The 20,416-nt window shown below is 64.0% G+C and carries 15 protein-coding genes and 1 pseudogene; 8 read left to right on the top strand and 8 right to left on the bottom strand.

Going from position 1 to position 20,416, the window contains the following annotated elements; translation table 11 throughout:
- Positions 1 to 66 precede the first annotated feature (66 nt).
- From VH567_RS12605 to VH567_RS12595, 3 genes are read left to right on the top strand one after another with little or no spacing between them, the layout of a single operon-like run.
- The gene (locus VH567_RS12605) at positions 67 to 2,307 is read left to right on the top strand and encodes a TonB-dependent receptor (RefSeq protein ID WP_423326620.1); all 2,241 of its coding nucleotides are present in this window, start codon (positions 67 to 69) and stop codon (positions 2,305 to 2,307) included.
- Between the two features lie 47 nt (positions 2,308 to 2,354).
- Entirely contained in the window at positions 2,355 to 3,644 is a 1,290-nt protein-coding gene (locus VH567_RS12600; protein ID WP_423326618.1) for an MFS transporter, read from the top strand.
- On the top strand, positions 3,641 to 5,215 hold the full coding sequence (locus VH567_RS12595) for a serine hydrolase domain-containing protein (RefSeq protein WP_423326616.1): 1,575 nt from the start codon (positions 3,641 to 3,643) through the stop codon (positions 5,213 to 5,215). The genes VH567_RS12600 and VH567_RS12595 overlap by 4 nt, the downstream gene beginning before the upstream one ends.
- Positions 5,216 to 5,218: 3 nt before the next feature.
- Here VH567_RS12595 and phhA read toward each other — a convergent pair whose 3' ends face one another.
- Positions 5,219 to 6,088 (bottom strand): phenylalanine 4-monooxygenase, encoded by an 870-nt coding sequence (phhA, locus tag VH567_RS12590; RefSeq protein WP_423326614.1) that lies wholly within the window; start codon positions 6,086 to 6,088, stop codon positions 5,219 to 5,221.
- A 55-nt stretch (positions 6,089 to 6,143) separates the two neighbouring features.
- Here phhA and VH567_RS12585 point away from each other — a divergent pair, with 55 nt between their 5' ends.
- Complete coding sequence (locus tag VH567_RS12585) at positions 6,144 to 6,365, top strand: hypothetical protein (protein WP_423326612.1); 222 nt, start codon at positions 6,144 to 6,146, stop codon at positions 6,363 to 6,365.
- Between the two features lie 28 nt (positions 6,366 to 6,393).
- On the opposite strand, the gene VH567_RS12580 is transcribed toward VH567_RS12585, so the two are convergent.
- On the bottom strand, positions 6,394 to 7,455 hold the full coding sequence (locus VH567_RS12580; protein ID WP_423326610.1) for a Glu/Leu/Phe/Val family dehydrogenase: 1,062 nt from the start codon (positions 7,453 to 7,455) through the stop codon (positions 6,394 to 6,396).
- A gap of 125 nt (positions 7,456 to 7,580) precedes the next feature.
- On the opposite strand from VH567_RS12580, the gene VH567_RS12575 reads away from it, so the two are divergent.
- Complete coding sequence (locus VH567_RS12575) at positions 7,581 to 8,045, top strand: Lrp/AsnC family transcriptional regulator (RefSeq protein WP_423326608.1); 465 nt, start codon at positions 7,581 to 7,583, stop codon at positions 8,043 to 8,045.
- Between the two features lie 466 nt (positions 8,046 to 8,511).
- Here VH567_RS12575 and VH567_RS12570 read toward each other — a convergent pair.
- The 6 genes and pseudogenes from VH567_RS12570 to VH567_RS12545 all read right to left on the bottom strand — a co-directional run.
- Positions 8,512 to 8,757 (bottom strand): annotated as a pseudogene (locus VH567_RS12570) (IS5/IS1182 family transposase); the annotation flags it as partial.
- A 3-nt stretch (positions 8,758 to 8,760) separates the two neighbouring features.
- The gene (locus VH567_RS12565) at positions 8,761 to 9,978 is read right to left on the bottom strand and encodes a dicarboxylate/amino acid:cation symporter (protein ID WP_423326606.1); all 1,218 of its coding nucleotides are present in this window, start codon (positions 9,976 to 9,978) and stop codon (positions 8,761 to 8,763) included.
- A 28-nt stretch (positions 9,979 to 10,006) separates the two neighbouring features.
- Complete coding sequence (locus tag VH567_RS12560) at positions 10,007 to 10,600, bottom strand: FMN-binding negative transcriptional regulator (RefSeq protein WP_423326789.1); 594 nt, start codon at positions 10,598 to 10,600, stop codon at positions 10,007 to 10,009.
- Positions 10,597 to 11,574 carry an alpha/beta hydrolase gene (locus VH567_RS12555; RefSeq protein WP_423326604.1) on the bottom strand — a complete coding sequence of 326 codons (978 nt, stop codon included), beginning with the start codon at positions 11,572 to 11,574 and terminating at the stop codon, positions 10,597 to 10,599. Before VH567_RS12555 ends, VH567_RS12560 begins: the two co-directional genes overlap by 4 nt.
- A gap of 117 nt (positions 11,575 to 11,691) precedes the next feature.
- Positions 11,692 to 12,411, bottom strand: coding sequence for an AraC family transcriptional regulator (locus VH567_RS12550; RefSeq protein WP_423326602.1), 720 nt, complete (start codon positions 12,409 to 12,411; stop codon positions 11,692 to 11,694).
- A gap of 119 nt (positions 12,412 to 12,530) precedes the next feature.
- The gene (locus VH567_RS12545) at positions 12,531 to 14,699 is read right to left on the bottom strand and encodes a TonB-dependent receptor (RefSeq protein WP_423326600.1); all 2,169 of its coding nucleotides are present in this window, start codon (positions 14,697 to 14,699) and stop codon (positions 12,531 to 12,533) included.
- Between the two features lie 244 nt (positions 14,700 to 14,943).
- On the opposite strand from VH567_RS12545, the gene VH567_RS12540 reads away from it, so the two are divergent.
- From VH567_RS12540 to VH567_RS12530, 3 genes are all read left to right on the top strand, one after another.
- Positions 14,944 to 17,121, top strand: a complete 2,178-nt coding sequence (locus VH567_RS12540; RefSeq protein WP_423326598.1) for a S9 family peptidase — start codon at positions 14,944 to 14,946, stop codon at positions 17,119 to 17,121.
- On the top strand, positions 17,118 to 18,152 hold the full coding sequence (locus tag VH567_RS12535) for a histone deacetylase family protein (protein ID WP_423326596.1): 1,035 nt from the start codon (positions 17,118 to 17,120) through the stop codon (positions 18,150 to 18,152). The genes VH567_RS12540 and VH567_RS12535 overlap by 4 nt, the downstream gene beginning before the upstream one ends.
- A gap of 173 nt (positions 18,153 to 18,325) precedes the next feature.
- On the top strand, positions 18,326 to 20,416 hold the full coding sequence (locus VH567_RS12530) for an epoxide hydrolase family protein (protein WP_423326594.1): 2,091 nt from the start codon (positions 18,326 to 18,328) through the stop codon (positions 20,414 to 20,416).

Here is a 20,416-nt window from a genome sequence, read left to right as displayed (position 1 = left end):
AGACAATCAACTTGCCCTTACTGCAAATTAGCATCCAAGAATGGATGCTGGAAAAGGGGAACGTTGATGACTCGCTTCCTAACTGGTTCGCTACGCCGCTCCCTCTTGTCCAGCATTCCGCTAGGGCTGGTCGCATCGCCTGTGATTGCGCAACAGGATGAACCCAGAAACGCTGCGCCATCGCTAGGTGTTTCCGTCGCTCAGTCCGCCGAAGCGCCCGGTGATATTGTCGTAACCGCACAGAGACGCCTCGAACGCCTAATCGACACGCCACAATCCGTGACCGCACTTTCAGGTGACGATCTTACCAAGCTGAATGCCAAGCAATTCGTCGACTTTGCTAACTTGGTCCCAGGGCTTCAGTATGTGTCTCAGGGTGCGGGCACGACCCAAGTCAGCATGCGCGGCGTCACCAGCGGAGCGGATGTGTCCCCGACCGTCGGTATCTATGTAGACGACGTGCCTTACGGATCGAGCTCTGCGTTCGCCAACGGTGCGCGCCGCGCGCTCGACGTGGGCCTCTTTGATATCGATCGGGTTGAGGTACTACGCGGGCCCCAAGGGACGCTTTATGGTGCCAGCTCGATGGGCGGCGTGCTGAAGTACGTGATTAGCAAGCCGTCGCTGACCAATGTCGAGGCTAAGGCGCAGGGCGGAGTATCGACTACCGAGAATGGTGGCACGAGTTGGAACGGCTCCGCAGTGATCAACCTGCCCGTCGTCAATGATAAGCTCGGACTACGTGCGAGCGGCTACTATTCACGCGACGGCGGCTATTTCGACAATGCAGTCACCGGAGAGAAGAATGTCGACCGCGGCGAGGTGTACGGCGGCCGTGTCGAGGCACTTTTCACACCGGCCGATGATCTTTCGATCCGCCTAACCGGTTTTGCCCAAGATATTCGTCGTAACGGCAATGCATATGCGTCGATCGGGCTCGACGGCACGCCGGTAGACGGCTGGTACGATCAGAGCCACCCGCTCGCCGAGCCGTTCCGTTCGAACTTCCGCTTGGCCAGTGCAACTGTTGCTTATGACTTCGGCCCGGCGACGCTAACTTCTATAACTAGCTATCAGACCAACAATACCTATGCGAGTACCGACGGTTCGGCGGTTTATGCACTCTACCTTCAGCAACTGGCAGGTATTCCCGCGCAGGCAGTCGCGATTGATGAATTAGCCCGCACGCGCAAATTCACGCAGGAGCTTCGGCTGGCGTCGCCCACTGGCACCCAGCTCGAGTGGCAGGTCGGCGCGTTTTATACCCACGAGAATAGCCTTTTGCGCCAGATCGCGGCGACGTATGGGGAGGGGCTCGTGCCTCTGCCTAACGTTAACGCAGTCACAGCCGCAATCGACAGCAGCTACAAGGAATGGGCGCTGTTCGGTGACCTCACATATCACGTGACGGATAGATTCGACGTTACTGGAGGAGTCCGCTACGCGCAAAATCGGCAGCGGTTCACCCAGGATGCATCCGGTATTTTCGTTGTTTCGGCTCCGGGATCGTCAAGCCATGAAGACGTTACGACCTATCTGGCCAATGCCCGCTACCGGTTTTCCCGCAATGCTACCGCTTATGTTCGGTTTGCATCCGGCTATCGACCAGGGGGACCCAATTTCCGTGTGATCGATCCGGTGACTGGCACCGGATCAGCGCCGACCTTCGCCTCGGATTCGCTCAATAGCTACGAGGGGGGCTTCAAGGCCGAAACTGCCGACCGCACCTTCGGCTTCGATCTCTCGGCATATTACATTGACTGGAAGGACATCCAGTTGCTGAACCCCGTTGCCGGGGTGACCAATTTTACCAATGCTGCCGGAGCTCATATCAAAGGTGCCGAACTAACGCTAACTGCACGGCCCCAACGTGGGTTTGTCGCCACCGGTGCCCTTGCCTATAATGACGGTTCCCTCACCGAAGCTGTTCCGGTGCTCGGCGCGCGCGCCGGGGAACGTCTGCCCAACACGCCACACGTCACCGCCAGCGTGAACGCAGATTACACACTGTTCCGCAGCAATCTCAAACCGACCATCGGCGGTACGTTGCGTTTCGCATCTGACAGCCGCGCAAGCTTCGACGGCGGAACGAACCTGCGCCAGTACAGACTGCCGAGCTATGAAACGGTGGACCTCCGTGCCGGGGTATCGTTCGGCCCGGTCGATGCCCAGGTATACGTCCAAAACCTGTTTGACGTAAACGGTCAGCTAGCTGCCCAAACCATTCTCTCGCAGCTCGGTGGCCCCGCCCAAGTGCTAATGCTGCGTCCGCGCACCTTCGGGCTGCGTCTGTCCACGGGGTTTTGATGTTCCCGGGGAGCCGCCCCGGCGATACTGGGCCGATACCACTTGCGATGCGCGACACTGGCTACCCAGACCTACGCCGCGCCAGAATGGCGCAGGCCGTGCTCATCGGCATCGCGTTCTTCACGGCAATGGACATCTACCTGATTTCGCTGCTGGTAGAGCCGATTAAGACTGACCTCGGGCTAAACGACGTTGAAGTCGGTCTTGCCAACATTAGCACTCTGTATGGCGCTTACGCCCTGTTCTGCGTTCCCATGGGGCTGTTGGTCGACCGCTCCAACCGCGTTCGAATGCTCACAGTGGCGATGGGTGTGTGGTGTGCCGGGCTGCTCGTTAACGGCTTGTCGACCAGTGTAGCGATGCTTGTCGCCAGCAAGGTACTGCTTGGACTAGCCAACGCGATCACCCTGCCTGCCGCGCTTTCGTTGCTGGCCGACTATTTTCCACCGCATCGCCGGGCGATGGCCACGACCTCCTACGGCATCGGTCAGGGTGTGGGACAGGCAGGCGCTATCTTGATCGGTGGCTTGGGTCTCGGGGCACTGGTCAAACTCACCGCCGCCCGACCGGACCTGCTAGCTGGCATGGCACCGTGGCGCCTGTTGTCGCTCGCATTCGCAGCTGCCGGGGCACTGCTTGTGCCAGCCGTGCTATCGTTGCGCGAGCCGCGCCGCATGGAAGTGCAACAGGCATCAGGCGGTAGCATGCGTGAATTATGGGCGTGGCGCCGCTTCCTTGTGCCGCTGCTCGCAGGCACCACCTGCCTGTCGGCGCTATCCAGCGCCATCCTTAGTTGGCTCGCACCGGCGCTCACTCGCCTCTATGGACAGCAGCCGGGCGACTTCGCCAGCTGGTTCGGCGCGGTTTCGCTCGTCTCTGTGCTTGCGGGCATGCTTGCAGCCGGCAAGTTGGGCGAGGCCGCGCACAAGCGCGCGGGCCGCGGACAGGTGATGCTCCCGGCGGTTTACGCTTCACTGCTGTGCGCACCTGCCTCGTTTCTGGCTATGGCACCGGGCCTCGGCTGGTTCGCGGCCGGGGTCGTAATCTTCACAGCTGCTTACGCGGTAGCGATCACGCTGCCTATCATCGCCATCGGACTGAACATCCCCAACGAGCTGCGCGGCGGCGCGCTTGGACTTTATATTGTCACCGTATCGGTGGCGGCCGCGGCGGCGGCACCGCTGGTCGCACTGGCCAGCCAAGCGCTTGGAGGCGAAGCGATGCTCGGTCACGGCATGGCATTGATCGGGGCCCCATCGGCGTTGCTCGCGGCGGCCAGCTTTTGGTGGATGTCACGCAGGATGGCGCAAGACGATGTGAGGGAGAAAGCAGCATGACCACACGCACTGCCACGCTCGACGCGGCGAAGATCGACGCGATCTTTGCCGGCCTTGATCAGGGCCATTTGCCCGGCGCCGCTGTTGCGATCGCGATCGATGGCGTTCCCGTCTATCGCCGCGGTTTCGGGCTGGCGAACATGGAACTGCCGGTTCTTCTCGGACCAGGCACGCGCATGCGCGTCGGCTCGATCACCAAACATTTCGCGGCGCTCATCTTTTTACTGCTCTGCGAAGAGGGGCGTGCCAAAATCGACGATCCGATCGGCCGGTACCTGCCCAACCTGCATTCAGTCAGCCGCGAGGTCACCTTTCGGCAGCTGATGGGGCATACTAGCGGGTTACGCGACGCGATGGCGGTGTCGCTGGTAATTAATGGCGCACAGGCCGCCACTACCGACGCGCAGCTGCTCGCCCTGTATGAGACCATCGATGACGTGGAATTTTGCCCCGGCACGTCGTGGAGCTACAATAATGGGGGATATGTCCTGCTGACCGCGGCAATCGAAGCGATCGCCGGAGCAAGTCTGGACACGCTGCTACGCGACCGGATCTTCGTGCCGCTGGGGATGTACGACACGCTGCTACGTCGCTGGGACACCAATTTCCTGCCCAACAGCGCTACACTACATTTTCGCCTGCCGGATGGGCGCTTCACGCGTGATTATATGGGGACCGAAATTAGCGGCGCGGGCGGAATGGTCTCGACGATGGACGATCTACTGCGTTGGTTAAAGCACATGGACGCACCGGTAATCGGCTCGGCAGAGAGCTGGCGGCTGATGCGTGAGCCGCAGCATCTGACGAGCGGCGGATCGACCGGCTATGGTTTCGGTCTCGTGCTCGATCGGTATCGCGGCGTCGAAACGATTTCTCACGGCGGCGGTGTCGTGGCAGGCAACGCGCAGATGATCAAAGTGCCTTCCGCCGGTCTCGATATCGCCATCGCTGTGAACCGCGCCGATGTGATGGGTGCCGATCTCGCTAACCGGATCATCGACGTCTGCATCAAGGAATTGATCCCGCGATCGGATCGGCAATTCGAGAAGCGCAGCGGCCTGTATCTGTCGCCACGCGATGGCCGCTTCGTGGAGCTGGTCGAGCACGGCGAGCTGCAGCTGCTTGCCGTCGATGCTGGGCCGCCTATTCCCGTCACCACCGATGACAAAGGCCGCCTACATTTGCCGGAGTTTCTATCCTTCTTTCAGCAATGGGCCAGTGTCGAGGACGACGGACTGACCTTCAGCGAGTTCGGCGACGATGATCGGCTCGAGCCTCTGATGCCCGATCCGGAGATGGCGATCGACATGCATCTCGGCCGCTACACCGCGCCCGCGATCGGGGCGCATGCCGAGGTAGCCATGATTTCGGACGAGCCCCGGCTGACGATCCGGGCCGCGCATGGGGCGGTCAATTACCAAATGATGCCATTGGCCGCGGGCCGCTGGAAGCTCGCGCCCAAGGGGCCGTTTTCGATGATGTCGGGCATGGTGTCGTTCGCCAACGGCAATGCCGGCATGAGTCTTTCCTTTGGCCGGCTGCGCAACCTGCCGTTTACGCGGTCAGGTTGACCGTCACGTGGGCTCCGGCGTCTTTGCCCGTGCATAGGCTTGCGTTCCACGGCTATAGATCGTGTCGCTTGGCAGCATCGCCTCGATCTCGATATCCGGTTCGTCGCGCAGCTCGTCGTAGAGCGGGCCGAAGTCGGTGTTAAGCGTCTGGTCCAGCAGGTCGGCGAAGCTGTCGATGACGAAGTAGTTCTGTTGGAAATCGTCGATCCGATATTTGGTGCGCATCAACCGCTTCAGGTCGAAGCCAATACGGTTGGGTGACGGATCGTCGATCGCGAACAGGGACTCGCCATACGACGATACGATGCCAGCACCGTAGAGCTTCAGGTCACCCCCCGATCGCACCAAGCCGAATTCGACCGTGTACCAGTATAACCGCGAAAGGCGGTCAATCATGCCAAGCTGTGCCGCGCGCCGCCCCCCTTCGCCATATGCTTGCATGTAATCCGCGAAGATTGGGTCTGCGAGCAAAGGGACATGTCCGAATACATCGTGGAACACGTCGGGTTCCTGTAGGTAATCGAGCTGTTCCGGCCGGCGGATGAAGTTGCCGGACACGAAGCGGCGGTGGGCGAGGTGGTCGAAGAATACCTCGTCCGGCACCAGCCCGGGGACGGCAACCACCTGCCACCCCGTCGCCCGCATCAAGCGTTCGCTGAGTTCGGCGAAGTCCGGAATGCCCGTCCGGCTGAGCCGCAGCATGTCCAACCCCTTGAGGAACTCGGGCGCGACCCGGCCAGGAAGCAAGCGCGCCTGGCGGGCGAACAGCGCGTCCCAGGTTTGATGTTCCTCGGCAGTGTAGCGGTCCCACTGCTGCGCGATAGTCCAATCGGCAGCCGCGCCCGCGGGAGGAATTTGGTCGGTGGCGGTCATAGCACACTCCATCGTATAAACGGGATCGCGGCAGTTACCGCGGGGTCAAAGTCGCGTGCGTCACGCCTATAACGCCGCGCATTTTCTCAATGATGATCGCGGCCTGATGATCGGAAAGCCCTTCGACCCGGAGCGCCAGTGCGGCATCCTCCCCCAGGCTGCTCATCGAGATGGAACGGATGCCCAGATCGCGCTGCGCCAACAGGCCGAGCAGCCGAACCACGACCTGAATATCGCGCGCGCAGTCGATAACGAACTGCCAGTCGGCGTGGCTTAGCCGATCGAGTGATGGCGAAGCGGTACCATCACGCGGCGAGCACATGGCGCCCTCGAACGGCCTCGATCCGGGAAAGCGCAACCGCTTCCGCCGCCTGGAGTGGCAACAGTCCGCTGTCATTGGCACGGCCCAGGACCTCGCGTAGCCGCGGCCCAATCGCCGCGACACCATCGCTCACCGTAGTTTGCGCCCAGCCGAAATGCTCGCCAGCTACGTTGATGATCCCGCCGGCATTGACCAGATAATCAGGCGCGTAGAGTATACCCCGATCGGCAAGCACGCGCCCAATGTCATCGTGAAACAGCTGGTTATTGGCGGCGCCGCAGATCACGCGGGCGCGCAGGCGCCCTACGGCGACAAAGTCGATCGTGCCACCTAGAGCACAGGGTGCAAGGACGTCTATCCGGGCATCGATCAGTGCTTCCGACGTCAAAACATGCGCCCCAAAGCGCACTGCCGCCCGCGCAGCAACGGCGCTGTTAAGCTCCGCCACCATCAGCTTGGCACCAGCTTCGTGCAGCAGCTCGCACAGGGCGAAGCCGACGTTGCCGAGGCCTTGGACTCCCACTGTCAGTCCGGCGAGCGAGGCCCCGAGATGAAGTTCGACAGCAACCTGCATCGCCTCGAAAACGCCTCGTGCAGTCCAAGGGGATGGATCGCCGCCTGGCAGGCCGGGCTTGGGCTTGCGACCGGCCACGTGACGCGTCTGGTGCGCGATAATCTCCATGTCGCCAACGGTAGTGCCGACGTCCTCCGCCGTGAGATAGCGTCCGTCTAGTGTCTCGATTGCGCGCCCGAATGCGCGGAACAGCGCATCACGGTCGAAGGGACGGTCTGGTTGGCGGATCACTGCCTTGCCTCCGCCCAGTGGCAACCCTGCAAGAGCATTCTTGAATGTCATGCCGCGAGCCAATCGCATTGCATCTTCTGCCGCCTTAGTCGCGGAGGAATAGTTCCAAAGGCGGCATCCCCCCGCTGCTGGCCCCAGCCGGGTTGAATGCAGCACGATGATGCCCGTAAGCCCGCTCTCTGGATCGTTCAGAGGTACAACTTCCTCCGGCAACGCCATCAACTCGCCCGCAAAATTCACTTGTTTTCCCCTCGTTGCGTCTCTGCCGTTCTAGCTGAGGGGCAGAGGAGAGACTTTAGCGATATTAGCTCCAAAGCTCCGAAATCGGGTTCAGTTCACCGCAATTCTACGATATTTAGAAAATTATGACCGAAATCCTAGATTCTTGGGAACGAGCAATTTTGCGGATCCTGCAGCATGACGCTAGCCTGTCGACTGCCGCCGTAGCCGAGGCGGTAGGGCTTTCCGCTTCACCGTGCTGGCGCCGCATTGACCGACTCGAGCGCGATGGCTTCATCAAGCGAAGAGTAGCGTTAGTGGAGCGGCGCAAGGTTGGGCTTAATGCCCAGATCTTTGCACAAGTACGCCTTAACGCGCACGGACGCACAAACCTTGACGAATTTACGAATGCGATCCAGCATTTCCCCGAAGTGCTCGAATGTTTTGTACTCATCGGGCCGGTAGATTTCATGCTCAAGATTGTTACCGCCGACATCGAAGCATATGAGCGATTTTTCTTCGAAAAACTCTCTAGGTTGCCGGGTGTTCAAGAGATCACCTCGACCGTCGCGCTGTCGGAAATCAAAGCAACAACTGCGTTGCCGTTGTAGCACCAAGTAGCGGACTACGTCGCAATCGATATTCGATCGGTCGAACCTAAGTCATGAAATGCGGCATATTCTTCGTTGAGCCGCGATTTCCGGAGCCGCGCGGTGCGTAACACCGACACATAACTCATCGCTTAGTGGGCTTCCGACTGCGGACTTTTAAAATACTCGTTGACGGCATTGATAAGTCACCGGCTTTTAGCTTAAGCTCGGGCCAGATCCGTCAAACCGGGTGAAGTTCGTCCTTCCGACGATACTCGTACCGGATGCTCGGCTGACCCACAACCCGACATTTGAGCGCCATTCACCGGCTCCCAACTTTAGCCATTCGTTCATTTGATTGGACGGCAGCTCTTGGTGGCCCGGATCAGCTGTTTGTACGGCTTAGAATGGGCAGATCGGGTTGAAAAAGTTCGTTTCGTCCGCGGCAGGCCCGGGGTTTCAAACCGAACTACACGCTCACTCCGCCTTAGGCAGATGTCATGCGCTCTGGCATCGGATGATCTGGCCATCTTGCAATGTTCTGCGCGCTAGCTGCGAGGAGGAACTTGTCTTCGGTGCGATTGGGGCCTCGCAGCCCAATCGATTCAGCTTCAAGATACGCTTGCGGTGCGCAAAGAGCATTTCGATGCTCTTAAGCTGGCGGCGGATGTGCCATATGCCTTGGTGACAACAATATCGCGGCCAAGTCACGAACGCCCTCGTGAACGGATCGCGACTAGCTATCGGCTCGATCGACGATCAGCGTCAGTGCGACGTCCGCCGTGACATTGCCGATCGTGCGGAAGATGTCGGGGATGGTCTCGACCGCGAGCAACAACGGCAAGATCTCGACCGGTACGCCCATTGCCAGACAGACCGGGCCGATCGAGGTGAAGAACGATACCTGGCTCGGCAGGCCGACCGCCGCGAGGCTGACCACGGTCGCGACGATCGCGCCAATGGCGAACAGGCCGGGGCCGATCGCGATGCCGTGCAGCGCCGCCACGTACAAGGCGACCGCGAAGTTGGCGGCGGCGCTGGTGATGCGGAAGATCGACACCGCCATCGGCAGCACCACGTTGCGCACCGGCTCACGGATCTCGAGCGGGCCGCTGGTCGCATCGATCATCGCCGGGAGCGAGGCGATCGACGATTGCGTGCTGCACGCGATCGCCTGCGCCGGTGCGACCGACTTGGCAAACCGGGCGATGCCGACCCCGCTGGCGACACGAACGACGGGATAGACCAGCAGCGTCACCGCCACGCACGCACAGACGACGATGGCAATGTACTGCGCAAGCGTGCCGGCGGCGGCGATACCGGCGCGCGACCCCGCCACGCTGGCGAGCGCGAAGACGCCGATCGGGGCGAGCCGAAGGACCCAGTGGACGATCACCATCAGCGTGTCGGTGAGGCCGTGGAACAGGCCGATCAGGCCGATCCGCCTGGTCCCGTCGATACGCGTGGCGGCGAACCCGAACAGCAGCGCGAAGGCGACCAGCGGGACCATCTCACCCTCTGCCGCGGACTTGATGGGATTGACCGGGATGACGCTCAGCAGCCAGTCGCCGGTGATCGCGGTGGCGTGCGCGGGCAGCGCGCCGGCCATGCCGAGACTGCCGAGCGCGCCGGGCTCGACCGTCCAGATCGCCAGCAGGCCCTCGACCACCAGCCCCGCGACAAGCGCGGAGCCGGTCAGGCCGATCGCGATGAACAGCAGGGCGCGACCCGCGACGCCGCCGGCGCGCGCGGCATCGGCAGCGGACGCGATACCCGTAACGATCAGCGCGAACACCAGCGGCACGATGGTGATCCGCAGGCCACCGACCCACGCCTTGCCGATCAGTTCGGCGACCGGCGTTACGCGCGCGGCGAGATCGGGAAATCGGGTGAGTAGCAGCCCGCACGCCAGGCCGGCGACCAACGCGGCCAGGATCCTTTGGGTCAACGTCATGCGGTGGCCTTTCAGGCGGGTGTTTGCGTCATTCGGGATTCGGCGGGCGGCGATCGCCCTGATCGCGCATCGCGCGGGCCAGATCGCGGTTCGGATGGCCGGCGACGATTTCCGCGAAGGTGCCATCGGCCTCGTCCTGCCCGAGCTTGAACACCGCCTCGCACGAAGTCACGGTCGCGCGGAACGCGACGATATGGTCGATCATGCGGTCGTAGCGATCGCCCATCGCATCGACCTGCCAGCCGCCCTGGGGCTCGAGATGCGCGGCGAGCCGGCGCAGCGCGACATCGGTCTCGCTCGCCACGAACGCGATCTCAGCGACGATGCGCAGCGTGGCATAATTCCAGGTCGCGCCCCAGACCGGGTTCGACACCAGGCTTGGGGAGACATAGCCCTGCGGTCCGTTGAACAGGATCAGCGCGCGGGGATCGGCCTCGAACACGGCGACCTGCGGGTTGCGACGGGCATAATGCCCGAACAGCGACACCAGCCTCCCCTGCCCGTCGCATTCCGCGAGCAACGGCAGCGGGGTGGCATCGAAATCGCGCGAGACCACCCAGGCGAGCGGGTGCGACGCGATCATAGCGGCGATATCCGCCGGCGCATGCGGCACGAAGTTCATGAACGGCGCGCGCCGAGCCGGGCGGCGAGCCAATGCGCGGCATCGTCGAGCGCGCGATCGGCCAGCGTCGAGATCGACATCGCCTCGAGGAAGCTGTGCGTCGCGCCGCGATAGACCTGCGCCTCGACCGCGACGTCGGCCGCCTTCAGACGCGCGGCCATCGCCAAATTGGCATCGGCCAGGATATCGCACTCGGCGATCGCCAGGAACGTCGCCGGGAGCCCGACCAGGTCGGCGTTGAGCGGCGCCACGAGCGGATCGGCGAGCGCGGCGGGATCGGCGACGTAATTGTCCCAGAAGCGATCCATCTCGGCGATCGTCAGCATATACGCCGGGCCGTCGAACCGCGCATAGCTCGGCGTCGGCGCGGGATCGAACGCGCCGTAATTGAGCAGCATCGCTGCGGGCAACGGTTCGTCTACGGTGCGCAAGGCCAGGCAGGCTGCGACCGAAAGGTTCGCCCCGGCGGAGTCGCCGCCGATCGCGATCGCGGCGGGATCGATGCCCAGCGCGGCGGCGTCGCGGCGCAGCGCGCGGAACGCATCGACCACTTCGTTGAGCGCGACCGGATATTTGGCCTCGGGCGACAGGCTATAATCGATGCCGATCACGACCATGCCGGCGCGCGCGGCATATTCGCGCATTAGGCGGTCGTGCGTGTCGATGCTGAACATCGTCCAGCCGCCGCCGTGGACATAGAGCAAGGCGGGTGGCGGCTCGGTCCGTGCCTCCATGTGCGGGCGATACAGCCGCGCGCGGCAGCCAGCGATCACCGTCTCTGTCGTCTCAGCCATCACAGGGCCACCGGCGCGCCACCGTTCCCGTACCGTCTCCGCCGCCGCGCGCCGTTCAGGCAGCGGCAGCGCGTCGAAATCGGAGAACTGACCGTAGCCGTGGTTCAGCGCGGCGATGAACCCGCGGATCTCAGGATCGACGTCATCGTGCTCGGCCATTGCCTCGATCGTGGAAGTCATGCCTCGTCCTGCTCCGTTTCGGGCGCTGCCGGCCCCGTGTCGATGTGATAGGGGCTGTCCGGTCGCGCGAAGACGGCGGTCAGGCCAAACATCGCCGCAATCGGGCCAGCTGGCGATTTACGGCAGTGCGTACATGCTGGGCGGGACGCCATAGGCGCGGCGGAACATCGCGGTGAACGCGCTCGGACTGTCATAGCCGACGTCGAACGCGATTGTCGTGACCGGCCGCCCCGCCGCCATCAGCGACAGCGCCTGCATCAAACGCACCTGTTGCCTCCATACGGCCAAGCCCATCCCGGTCTCGCGCTTGAATGCGCGAGTGAAGGTGCGACGCGCCATCCCAGCGACGCAGGCGAGCTGATCGACATCGCGATTGTCCGCCGGGTCGCTTAGGATCGCCTTGCACACGCGCAGCAGCCGCTCGTCGCTCGGCATCGTCGCGCCGTAGGGCGCGATCGGCATCGTCGCGACTTCGTCGAGCAACACTTCGACGATGCGGCCGGCATGGCCGTCGCAATCATATTCGTGGCCGAACGAGACGACCTTGAGGATCAGCGCGCGCAGGAAATCGCTGACCTCGATCACCCGGCATTCCGGCGCCTGCGCGTAGAGCGCGGGATCGATATAGAGCGTGCGCAGCGACACCGGACCGCGACACGACACTTCGTGCGGCATGTTTGCGGGCAGCCAGACCGCGCGGTGCGGGGGGACCACGAAACTGGTCGCCGGCGTGACCACCGACATCACGCCTGAACAGGCATAGAGCACCTGGATACGGTCATGGGTATGGACCGGATCGACGAAACCCGCCGGGTATTCGTCGGTCAGGCCGCACACCGGTCGGGCACAGGTTTCGAAATTGTGCGAATGCTCTATCGTCTCGATCCCCGCACTATGACCCCGATCAGCGCCGAACTGCCCGTTTCGCGCCGATCACGCAATCGTCGACCCGATCGTCAACGCAGTCCGAAGCGCAGGCTGGCGCCGATCGTGCGAGGCCGCGTGACGCTGCCCGCGAACGAGAAGGGCGCGTTGAGGATACCATATTCGTCGAACAGGTTCTTCGCGAATACGCCCGCCTCGATGCCGTCCGCGACGCGGATCGCGGCATTGAGATCGATCAGGCTGTAGTCCCCCTTTTCCAGCGCTGCGCCGAACGCGACCGGCGCCTTCGACAGATAGCGATGCGCGATGCCGATGCGCGGACGCAGCGGCGAATCGCGCAGTTCGAAGTCGAGCTGGTTGGCGAGTATCCACTCCGATGCGCCGGGCAGTCGCGTGCCCGCGGCATAGCCGCCGCCGGGGGCGGAGCTGTCCGGCAACAGGCCCGACAGGCGCGCATCGTTATAGGTCAGGTTGGCGGTGTACGTCAGGTTGCGCGACGGGCGGAAGACGAGCGACATCTCGATCCCGTCGATCTTCGCGCCGCCACCGTTCACCGTATAGGCGTTGAAATCGACCGGCGTGAACAGTCGCGACTGGATGTCGTTCCACTTGATGTGGAACGCCCCGATATCGAAAGACATCGCGCCCGGCACCAGATCGAACTTCGCCCCGACCTCGTAATTCTGCGTGGAATCGCTGGCGAATTCGAGCGGCACGCCCGTCGCTACTGCGTAGGTATTGATCCCGCCGATCCGGAATCCTTCCGAGTAGAGGCCGTACACGGTTAGCCGGTCGCTGGGCTTGTAGGACAGCGAGGCCTTGGGCACGAACCCCGATTCCTTGCGCGTGCCGGGCGCGTAATCGAACGGCGCGATCAGCGCGGCGTTGGGCAGGAATTGCAGTCGCGGCCGCGACCTGTATTCGAACAACCGCCCGCCGACGGTCAGCGTGAGGACGTCGGCAAGCGTGTAGGACAGTTCGCCGAATGCCGCGATTTCGCGCACGCGGCTGGTCCCGATGGTGCGGCGAAGCAGATCGCCGGGTGCGAGCACGCTCCCCGCCTGGCCCCCGAACGATGCCGGGTTGGCATCGATATAGGCGCCGATCCCCTCGACGAACGCGCCATCGGTCGAATCCGAGCGCAGCTTGGTGTAGTTGCCGCCAATCAGCCAGGTGAACGGCCCGGTGCCGCTGGAGGCGAGGCGAAGCTCGCCGTAATCGGTCGTCGACTTGCCGACCGAGCTCGACAGCTGCGGCGTATTGGTACGCGGATCGTTGCCGCCGAAGATCGAATCGTCGAACGCCAGATTGGCCTTCTTGATGGTATGGCTGCCGATCGCGGTGAGGTTTGCAAAGCCGAGTTCCTGATCGAGCCGCAGGCTGTAGAGCTGGATCTCGGTATCCTGGAACTCGTCGACATTGGTGTTGCGATCATAGGTCCTGGCGTAGGGATCGGCACCGAACTGGACATAGGTCTGATCGTCGAGATCATATTCCTGATACAGTCCCAGCGCGGCGATCTTGGTCGTTTCGGTCGGCGTGAAGACGATGGAGCCGCGAAGGCCGCGTACGCGCAGATCGTTGCTGCCCTTTTCCCCCGTGCCGGTATTGCTGAGATAGCCCGCATCGTAACGCTGCAGCCCGACCAGGCGCACCGCCAGCTTGTCGGCGATGATCGGCAGGTTGATCATCGCCTTGGCCGCATAGCTCGCCTCGCCCGAGCGCCGGGTGGAGGCGAGGATGCCCTCGGCCCCGGCATCGATCGCCGACGGATCGGCTTCGTTGACGACATAGTTGATCGCGCCGCCCAGCGACGACGACCCGAACAGCGTACCCTGCGGGCCCCGCAGGACTTCGACCTGCTTCACGTCGAACGAATCGATATCGGGAATGACCAGCGGAAAGCCTGGCTCCACCAGCGGAATCTGGTTGATATAGTAGCCGGTCGTAGCCTGGTTCGCCTCGTGATAGGTCGTCGATGCCACGCCGCGGATCACCACCTCCGACACGCCGGGCTGGTAATCGTTGAACACGACGCCGGGGACACGGGTGATATAGTCCGACAGGCTCTGCGCGTTGAGCCGCTGGAGATCCTGTTCGGTGACGGCCGAGACGGAACCGGCGATATCCCGCGTGGATTCGTCGCGCTTCGTCGCGGTGACGACGATATCCGTCGCGTCGGTATCGGTGGCAGCCGCGGACTGGGCGAACGCGGCCGCGGGCGCGAGTGCGATGGCCATCAGAGCAATGGCGCTGACCTGGCAGGAAAATGAAATATTGTTGCGCAATGTCGCCCCCTTCGAAATGTCCCGTTGCAAGGTTACGAGCATTTGCGATGCTTTCGAGCGTCATGACCGCGCTAGCTGGGTCGATGGCTGTTGCGATCGGGCCAAACTGGCGGCGAGGTCTCACGTAGCGATTGCTGCGGTCGGGCACCCGCCCCTACCCTCGTTCCAGACCGCCCCATGAGGAACGCCGATCGCCATGTCGCTCGCCACATCCCCCTCCGCCGTATCACGCCGCCGTTTCCTGGCGCAGGCCGGCACCGCCGCGATCCTGAGCGGTGTGACGGCGCCCGCGCGCGCCGCCGGCGGCGCGCTGCCGACCCCGCCGGTCACGGCGCGCATCCCGTCGGTGCGCACGCAGGTCGGCCGGACACGGACCGACCCCTATGCGTGGATCAAATACGTTCCCGCCAGCGGGCAACGCAGCATCGAGACACTGCCCGCGCCGGTGCGCGAGCATCTGCTGGCGGAGAATGCCTATGCCAAGGCGGTGCTGGACCGCGTGGCGGCGGACGAGGCCGCGTTCTTCAAGACGATGCAGGCGCGCGCGCCCCTCGGCGATGCCGAGCCCAATCTCACGCGCGACGGATGGGCCTACGACACAGCGTATCCCGACGGATCGCATGCGCGATATTCGCGGCGCCGCATCGGATCGTCCGTGGTCGAGACGCTGCTGGACGAGGCGGTACGCGCGACCGGCCAGGCCTATTATCGTACCACCGGACAACAGGTTAGCCCGGACGGGACGTGCTATGCGTGGGCGGAGGATGTCGGCGGCAACGACCGGCACCGTATCTGCGTGCGCGACATCGCCAGCGGCGCGGTACGGACGCTCGTCGACAGCGACGCGTACGGTTATGGCGGGTTGATCTTCTCGCCCTCGTCGGACTGGTTGTTCTGGATCTGGCGCGATGCGCGCAACCGGCCGACCCGCGTCTATCGCACGCCGGTGAAGGGCGGCGCGCGGGTCCTGGTGTATGAGGAGGCCGACCCGGCGATCTTCATGCAGATCGGGCGCACCGCGGCGGACGGGTTCGTGGCGATCACGCTGTCCGGGCCGGATACGAGCGAGGTGCGGTTGATCCCCGCCAAGTCCGAGACGCACGCACCGGTAGTGGTATGGCCGCGTGCCAGCGGGCGGCGCTATTCGGTCGAGGAATGGAATGGCGATCTGGTCGCCTTGATCGAGGATGCGGCGGCGCTCGACGGCCGGATCGCGCGGGTCGATCGCGGCAGCTTTGCCGAACGCGGCGATCTGGTGCCGCACCGCGCGGGCACGCAGATCCTTCAGATCGCTTCGTTCCGGGGCGCGCTGGTGCGGCTCGAGCGGCGCGATGTGCTGCCGCGCATGGTACTGACCCTGCCGGGCGGCGGGGAGCGGCAGGTCGCGATCTCGGGCGATGCCTATGCGCTGACCATACCGGTCGGGCAGGACCATCGCGGCACCGCGTGCCGGGCGATGATCGAGACGCCGGCCAGCCCGCCGCGCTGGATAGACGTCGACCTGGCCAGCGGGCGCAGCACGGTGATCGCCACACAGCGCATCGGCGGGTTCGATCCGGCCCGTTTCGCGGTGCGGCGGCTGTTCGCGACCGCGTCGGACGGCGAACGCGTGCCGATTACGCTGCTAACGCGCAAGGACGCCGTCGCCGACGGCACCGGACCGTTATTGCTCTATGGCTATGGCGCGTACGGCGTGTCGAGCGAGGCGCTGTTCGATGTCGCACCGACGGTCCTGGTCGAACGCGGCTGGAGCTACGCCATCGCGCATGTTCGCGGCGGATCGGAAAAGGGCCGGCGCTGGTTCCTCGACGGGCGACTGCACGCCAAGCATAACAGCTTCGGCGATTTCATCGCCTGTGCGCGGCACCTGATCGCCGAGCGCCACGCCGCGCGCGACAAGGTGGTTTCCTACGGCTTGTCGGCGGGCGGACTGCTGGTCGGCGCATCGATGAACGCCGCGCCCGAGCTGTGGGCCGGGGTGATCGGTTCGGTGCCGTTCGTCGACATGCTCAATACGATGAGCGATGCCGATCATCCGCTGGTGCCGCTGTTCCGGCCCGATTGGGGCGATCCGCTGTCGAGCGCGGTGGACTATGATTACATGGCCTCGATCTCCCCTTACGAAAATGTCCGGCGCACGGCGTATCCGCCGCTGCTGACCACCGCCGGGTTGAAGGACGACCGGGTCGGATATTGGGAGCCGGCCAAGCTGGTCGCCGAGGTGCGCGCGCGATCGACCGCCCCGCGCCCTGCGATGCTGCTGACCGACATGGCCGCCGGGCACCAGGGCAGCATCGGGCGCGAGGCCGAGAACCGCAAGATGGCGCGTTTCTATGCCTTCGCCCAGGGTTGCGTCGACGGGACGTTCGCATGATCACGATATTCGATCCGCGCCAGTTATCCCATGCGCCGCTGCGCGAACTGCACAATGGCGGCTGGACCGATTACAACGAGACCCCGGACCGGGCCGCGACGATCCTGGCGGCGGTCGGTCCGGCGATACCGCCACGCGACCACGGCATGGGGCCGCTGGCCGCTGTGCACGACGCGGCGTATCTGGAGTTTCTTCAGGTCGCGCATCGCGACTGGATCGCGGCGGGGCGCGCGGGCGATGCGATCGGCTATACCTGGCCGGTGGTGGGCCGGCGCAACCTCGACCTCACGCGGATCGATGCGCGGCTCGGCCGGTACAGCTACGACGCCGGGACGCCGATAACCGCAGACAGCTGGACCGCGGCCTATTGGTCGGCACAGACCGCGCTGACCGCGCTCGACATGGTCGCGCAGGACCGGCAGCGCGCCGCGTTCGCGCTGTGCCGTCCGCCCGGACACCATGCCGGCGCCGATTATCTCGGCGGCTATTGCTTCATCAACAATGCCGCAGTCGTTGCGGCGGAGGCGCGCCGGAGGGGGCTCGGCCCGGTCGCGATCCTCGATGTGGATTATCATCACGGCAACGGCACGCAGGACATTTTCGCAGCCGATCCGGACATGCTGTTCGTATCGATCCACGCCGACCCGGCGACCGACTATCCGTTCTATTGGGGGCATGCCGACGAATGCGGGACCGGCGCGGGGATCGGTACGACGCTGAACCTGCCGCTGCCGCGGGGAGCCGACTGGGCGGGCTATCAACCGGCGCTGGACCGCGCGCTGGCGGCGATCGCGGCGTTCGGTACGCGTCTGCTGATCGTGTCGTTCGGTGCGGACACCTTTGCAGGCGATCCGATTTCCCACTTCGCGTTCGAACGGGACGATTTCACCCGATTGGCGGCGCGGCTGGCGGCCATGAACGTCTCGAGCGTGGTCGTGATGGAAGGCGGCTACGCTACGGCTGAACTGGGGGACAACGTAGCGGCGTTCCTGAGTGACGGCGCGTGGAAGTGTGGCATGGAGATCGAATAGGACGAAACTTCGCCGCAAGGACCCAATTCCAGACGTCCAAACCGCCGTACCCGCTTCCCAAAAGCAGCCGTCCGCTCATCCCGCTTCGAAGCGCCTTTCGGCGGCTTTCGCGCGTTCGACGTTAGGCTTTCAATCGGGGAAGCAGGATTTACCCCCTTCGGCAGGATCGAGACATGGCAGAACCCTTCTTCATAGCGGTACCCGACGACCGGCTCGCCGCCATCCGCGCCAAGGTCGAGGCGTTCGACTGGAGCCTTATGCCGGATGCGGGGGGCTGGCAGTCAGGCGTCGGCCTCGCCGATCTGAAGCGGATCGTCGACTATTGGCTGGCGGACTACGACTGGCGCGCGCAGGAGCGGCGGCTCAATATGCTGCCGCAGTTTACGGCCGACGTGCAGGGGCAGAGCCTCCACTTCATTCATGCGCGGGGCGATGGCTCACGTCCCCCGCTACTGCTGCTGCACGGCTGGCCGGGGTCGTTCCTCGAATTCGAGGCGCTGATCGCGCCACTCGTCGCCGACGGTCACGACGTCGTCGTCCCCTCGCTGCCCGGCTACGCGTTTTCGGGCCGCCCCGTGTCTCCGATCGGACCGAAGCAGACCGCAGAACTCATGCACGGCCTGATGGTCGAGTTGTTCGGCACGCGACGCTATCTCGTGCAGGGTGGCGACTGGGGTTCTGCGATCGGTGGCTGGATGGCGCACGCGCATCCCGATGCGATCGCCGGACTCCATCTGAACATGGTGCTGCTCCAGGCCAAAGACGCGGTGCCGAAAAAGCCCGACGAGGTCGCCTGGGCCGCGAAGCGCGCCAAGCTCGCCAAGGAAGAAACCGGCTATTCGCAGGAGCAGGGCACGCGCCCACAGACGCTCGGCGTGGCGATGTCGGATAGCCCGGTCGGCGTTGCGGCGTGGATCCTGGAGAAGTTCGGCACATGGGCCGACGTGCCGCGCGACGCGCACGGCCACCCCGACCTTTGGCAGGCGTTCGACGAGAACCTGCTCCTCACCAACATCATGTTGTATCTGGTCGAGGGGTCGTTCGTGACATCGATCTGGATGTACCGCGGCCGCGTGTTGGAGGATTCGGGCAATTTTCCTACGGGAACGCGGATTACCGTACCGACCGGTGTCGCGGTCTTCCCCGACCCGGTCTTCCCGCCGCCGCCGCGCTCGCAGGCGCTGAAGACCTATGAAATCGTCCAGTGGACCGAGATGCCTGCGGGCGGCCACTTCGCCGCGCTGGAGCAACCCGAATTGCTGCTCGCCGACATGCGCCGTTTCTTCGCGTCCAGATCGGTTTCCGATGACACCCCGAAACGCTCGATCGCACTTCGCTCGGCTGGGATCATCGCTGCGACGCTGGCAGCAGCCGCAGTCTACTCTCGCGTGGCGACCAAGCGGATCGAGCAGGACGTGCCCGCGGACGGTCGTTTCATCACCATCGCGGGTGCACGGATCCACTATGTCGATCGCGGTGCGGGACCGCCGATCGTCCTGATCCACGGGCTGGGCGCGCAACTGCGCAACTTCTCCTACGGTGTCGCCGTTGCGCTGGCCGACGGGTACCGTGTCATCATCGTAGACCGGCCCGGCTCGGGCTATTCGGTATCTACTGGCGAGCAGCCAGGTATCCTTGGCCAGTCGGCAATCATCGCAGGGTTCATCGACACGCTCGCGCTCGATCGTCCGCCGCTGCTCGTCGGTCATTCGCTCGGCGGTGCGGTCGCCCTCGGCGTGGCGACGCACCATCCCGGTTCGATCGCCGGCCTCGCGCTGCTGGCGCCGATGACGCAGCCACCCGAGGCGATGCCCGTCCCGGTGGCAAATGCGATCGAAGGCAGCCCGCGGGCGCGCTCGATATTCGCCAATCTGATCGGTACGCCGATCAGCCGTGCTGCGTATGGTTTGCGTTGGGGCAAGATCTTCGCGCCCGATCCCGTCCCGGCCGATTTCGGCACGCGCGGTGGCGGGGGGCTCGGTGATCGTCCGGTTTCGGTGAACGCCGCGCTGGTCGAACTGGCCAGCGCCGACGTCGACCTTGCCGCAATTGTCAGCCGTTATCCTGAACTGACGATCCCGGTTGCGTTGCTCTATGGCCGTGACGACCAGGTGATCGCCTCCTCGATCGACGGCGACCGGGCAGTAGCCGCAATTCCAGGCGCGACGCTGGAGATGACCGACGGAGGCCATATGCTTCCGGTCGCGCATCCGCAGGCCAGCACCGCCTTCGTCCGCCGATGCGCCGAACAAGTCTTGCAGTAG

This window comes from Sphingomonas sp. 4RDLI-65 (assembly GCF_049472435.1).
Taxonomy (GTDB): domain Bacteria; phylum Pseudomonadota; class Alphaproteobacteria; order Sphingomonadales; family Sphingomonadaceae; genus Sphingomonas.
This window is presented reverse-complemented; position numbering and strand designations above follow the sequence as displayed.

Excerpts from the sequence above, each read along its gene's own strand:
- VH567_RS12605 (WP_423326620.1), top strand. The coding sequence starts at position 67 with ATGACTCGCTTCCTAACTGGTTCGCTACGCCGCTCCCTCTTGTCCAGC.
- VH567_RS12600 (WP_423326618.1), top strand. The coding sequence starts at position 2,355 with ATGCGCGACACTGGCTACCCAGACCTACGCCGCGCCAGAATGGCGCAG.
- VH567_RS12595 (WP_423326616.1), top strand. The coding sequence starts at position 3,641 with ATGACCACACGCACTGCCACGCTCGACGCGGCGAAGATCGACGCGATC.
- phhA (WP_423326614.1), bottom strand. The coding sequence starts at position 6,088 with ATGACCGCCACCGACCAAATTCCTCCCGCGGGCGCGGCTGCCGATTGG.
- VH567_RS12575 (WP_423326608.1), top strand. The coding sequence starts at position 7,581 with ATGACCGAAATCCTAGATTCTTGGGAACGAGCAATTTTGCGGATCCTG.
- VH567_RS12565 (WP_423326606.1), bottom strand. The coding sequence starts at position 9,978 with ATGACGTTGACCCAAAGGATCCTGGCCGCGTTGGTCGCCGGCCTGGCG.
- VH567_RS12560 (WP_423326789.1), bottom strand. The coding sequence starts at position 10,600 with ATGAACTTCGTGCCGCATGCGCCGGCGGATATCGCCGCTATGATCGCG.
- VH567_RS12555 (WP_423326604.1), bottom strand. The coding sequence starts at position 11,574 with ATGACTTCCACGATCGAGGCAATGGCCGAGCACGATGACGTCGATCCT.
- VH567_RS12545 (WP_423326600.1), bottom strand. The coding sequence starts at position 14,699 with ATGGCCATCGCACTCGCGCCCGCGGCCGCGTTCGCCCAGTCCGCGGCT.
- VH567_RS12540 (WP_423326598.1), top strand. The coding sequence starts at position 14,944 with ATGTCGCTCGCCACATCCCCCTCCGCCGTATCACGCCGCCGTTTCCTG.
- VH567_RS12535 (WP_423326596.1), top strand. The coding sequence starts at position 17,118 with ATGATCACGATATTCGATCCGCGCCAGTTATCCCATGCGCCGCTGCGC.
- VH567_RS12530 (WP_423326594.1), top strand. The coding sequence starts at position 18,326 with ATGGCAGAACCCTTCTTCATAGCGGTACCCGACGACCGGCTCGCCGCC.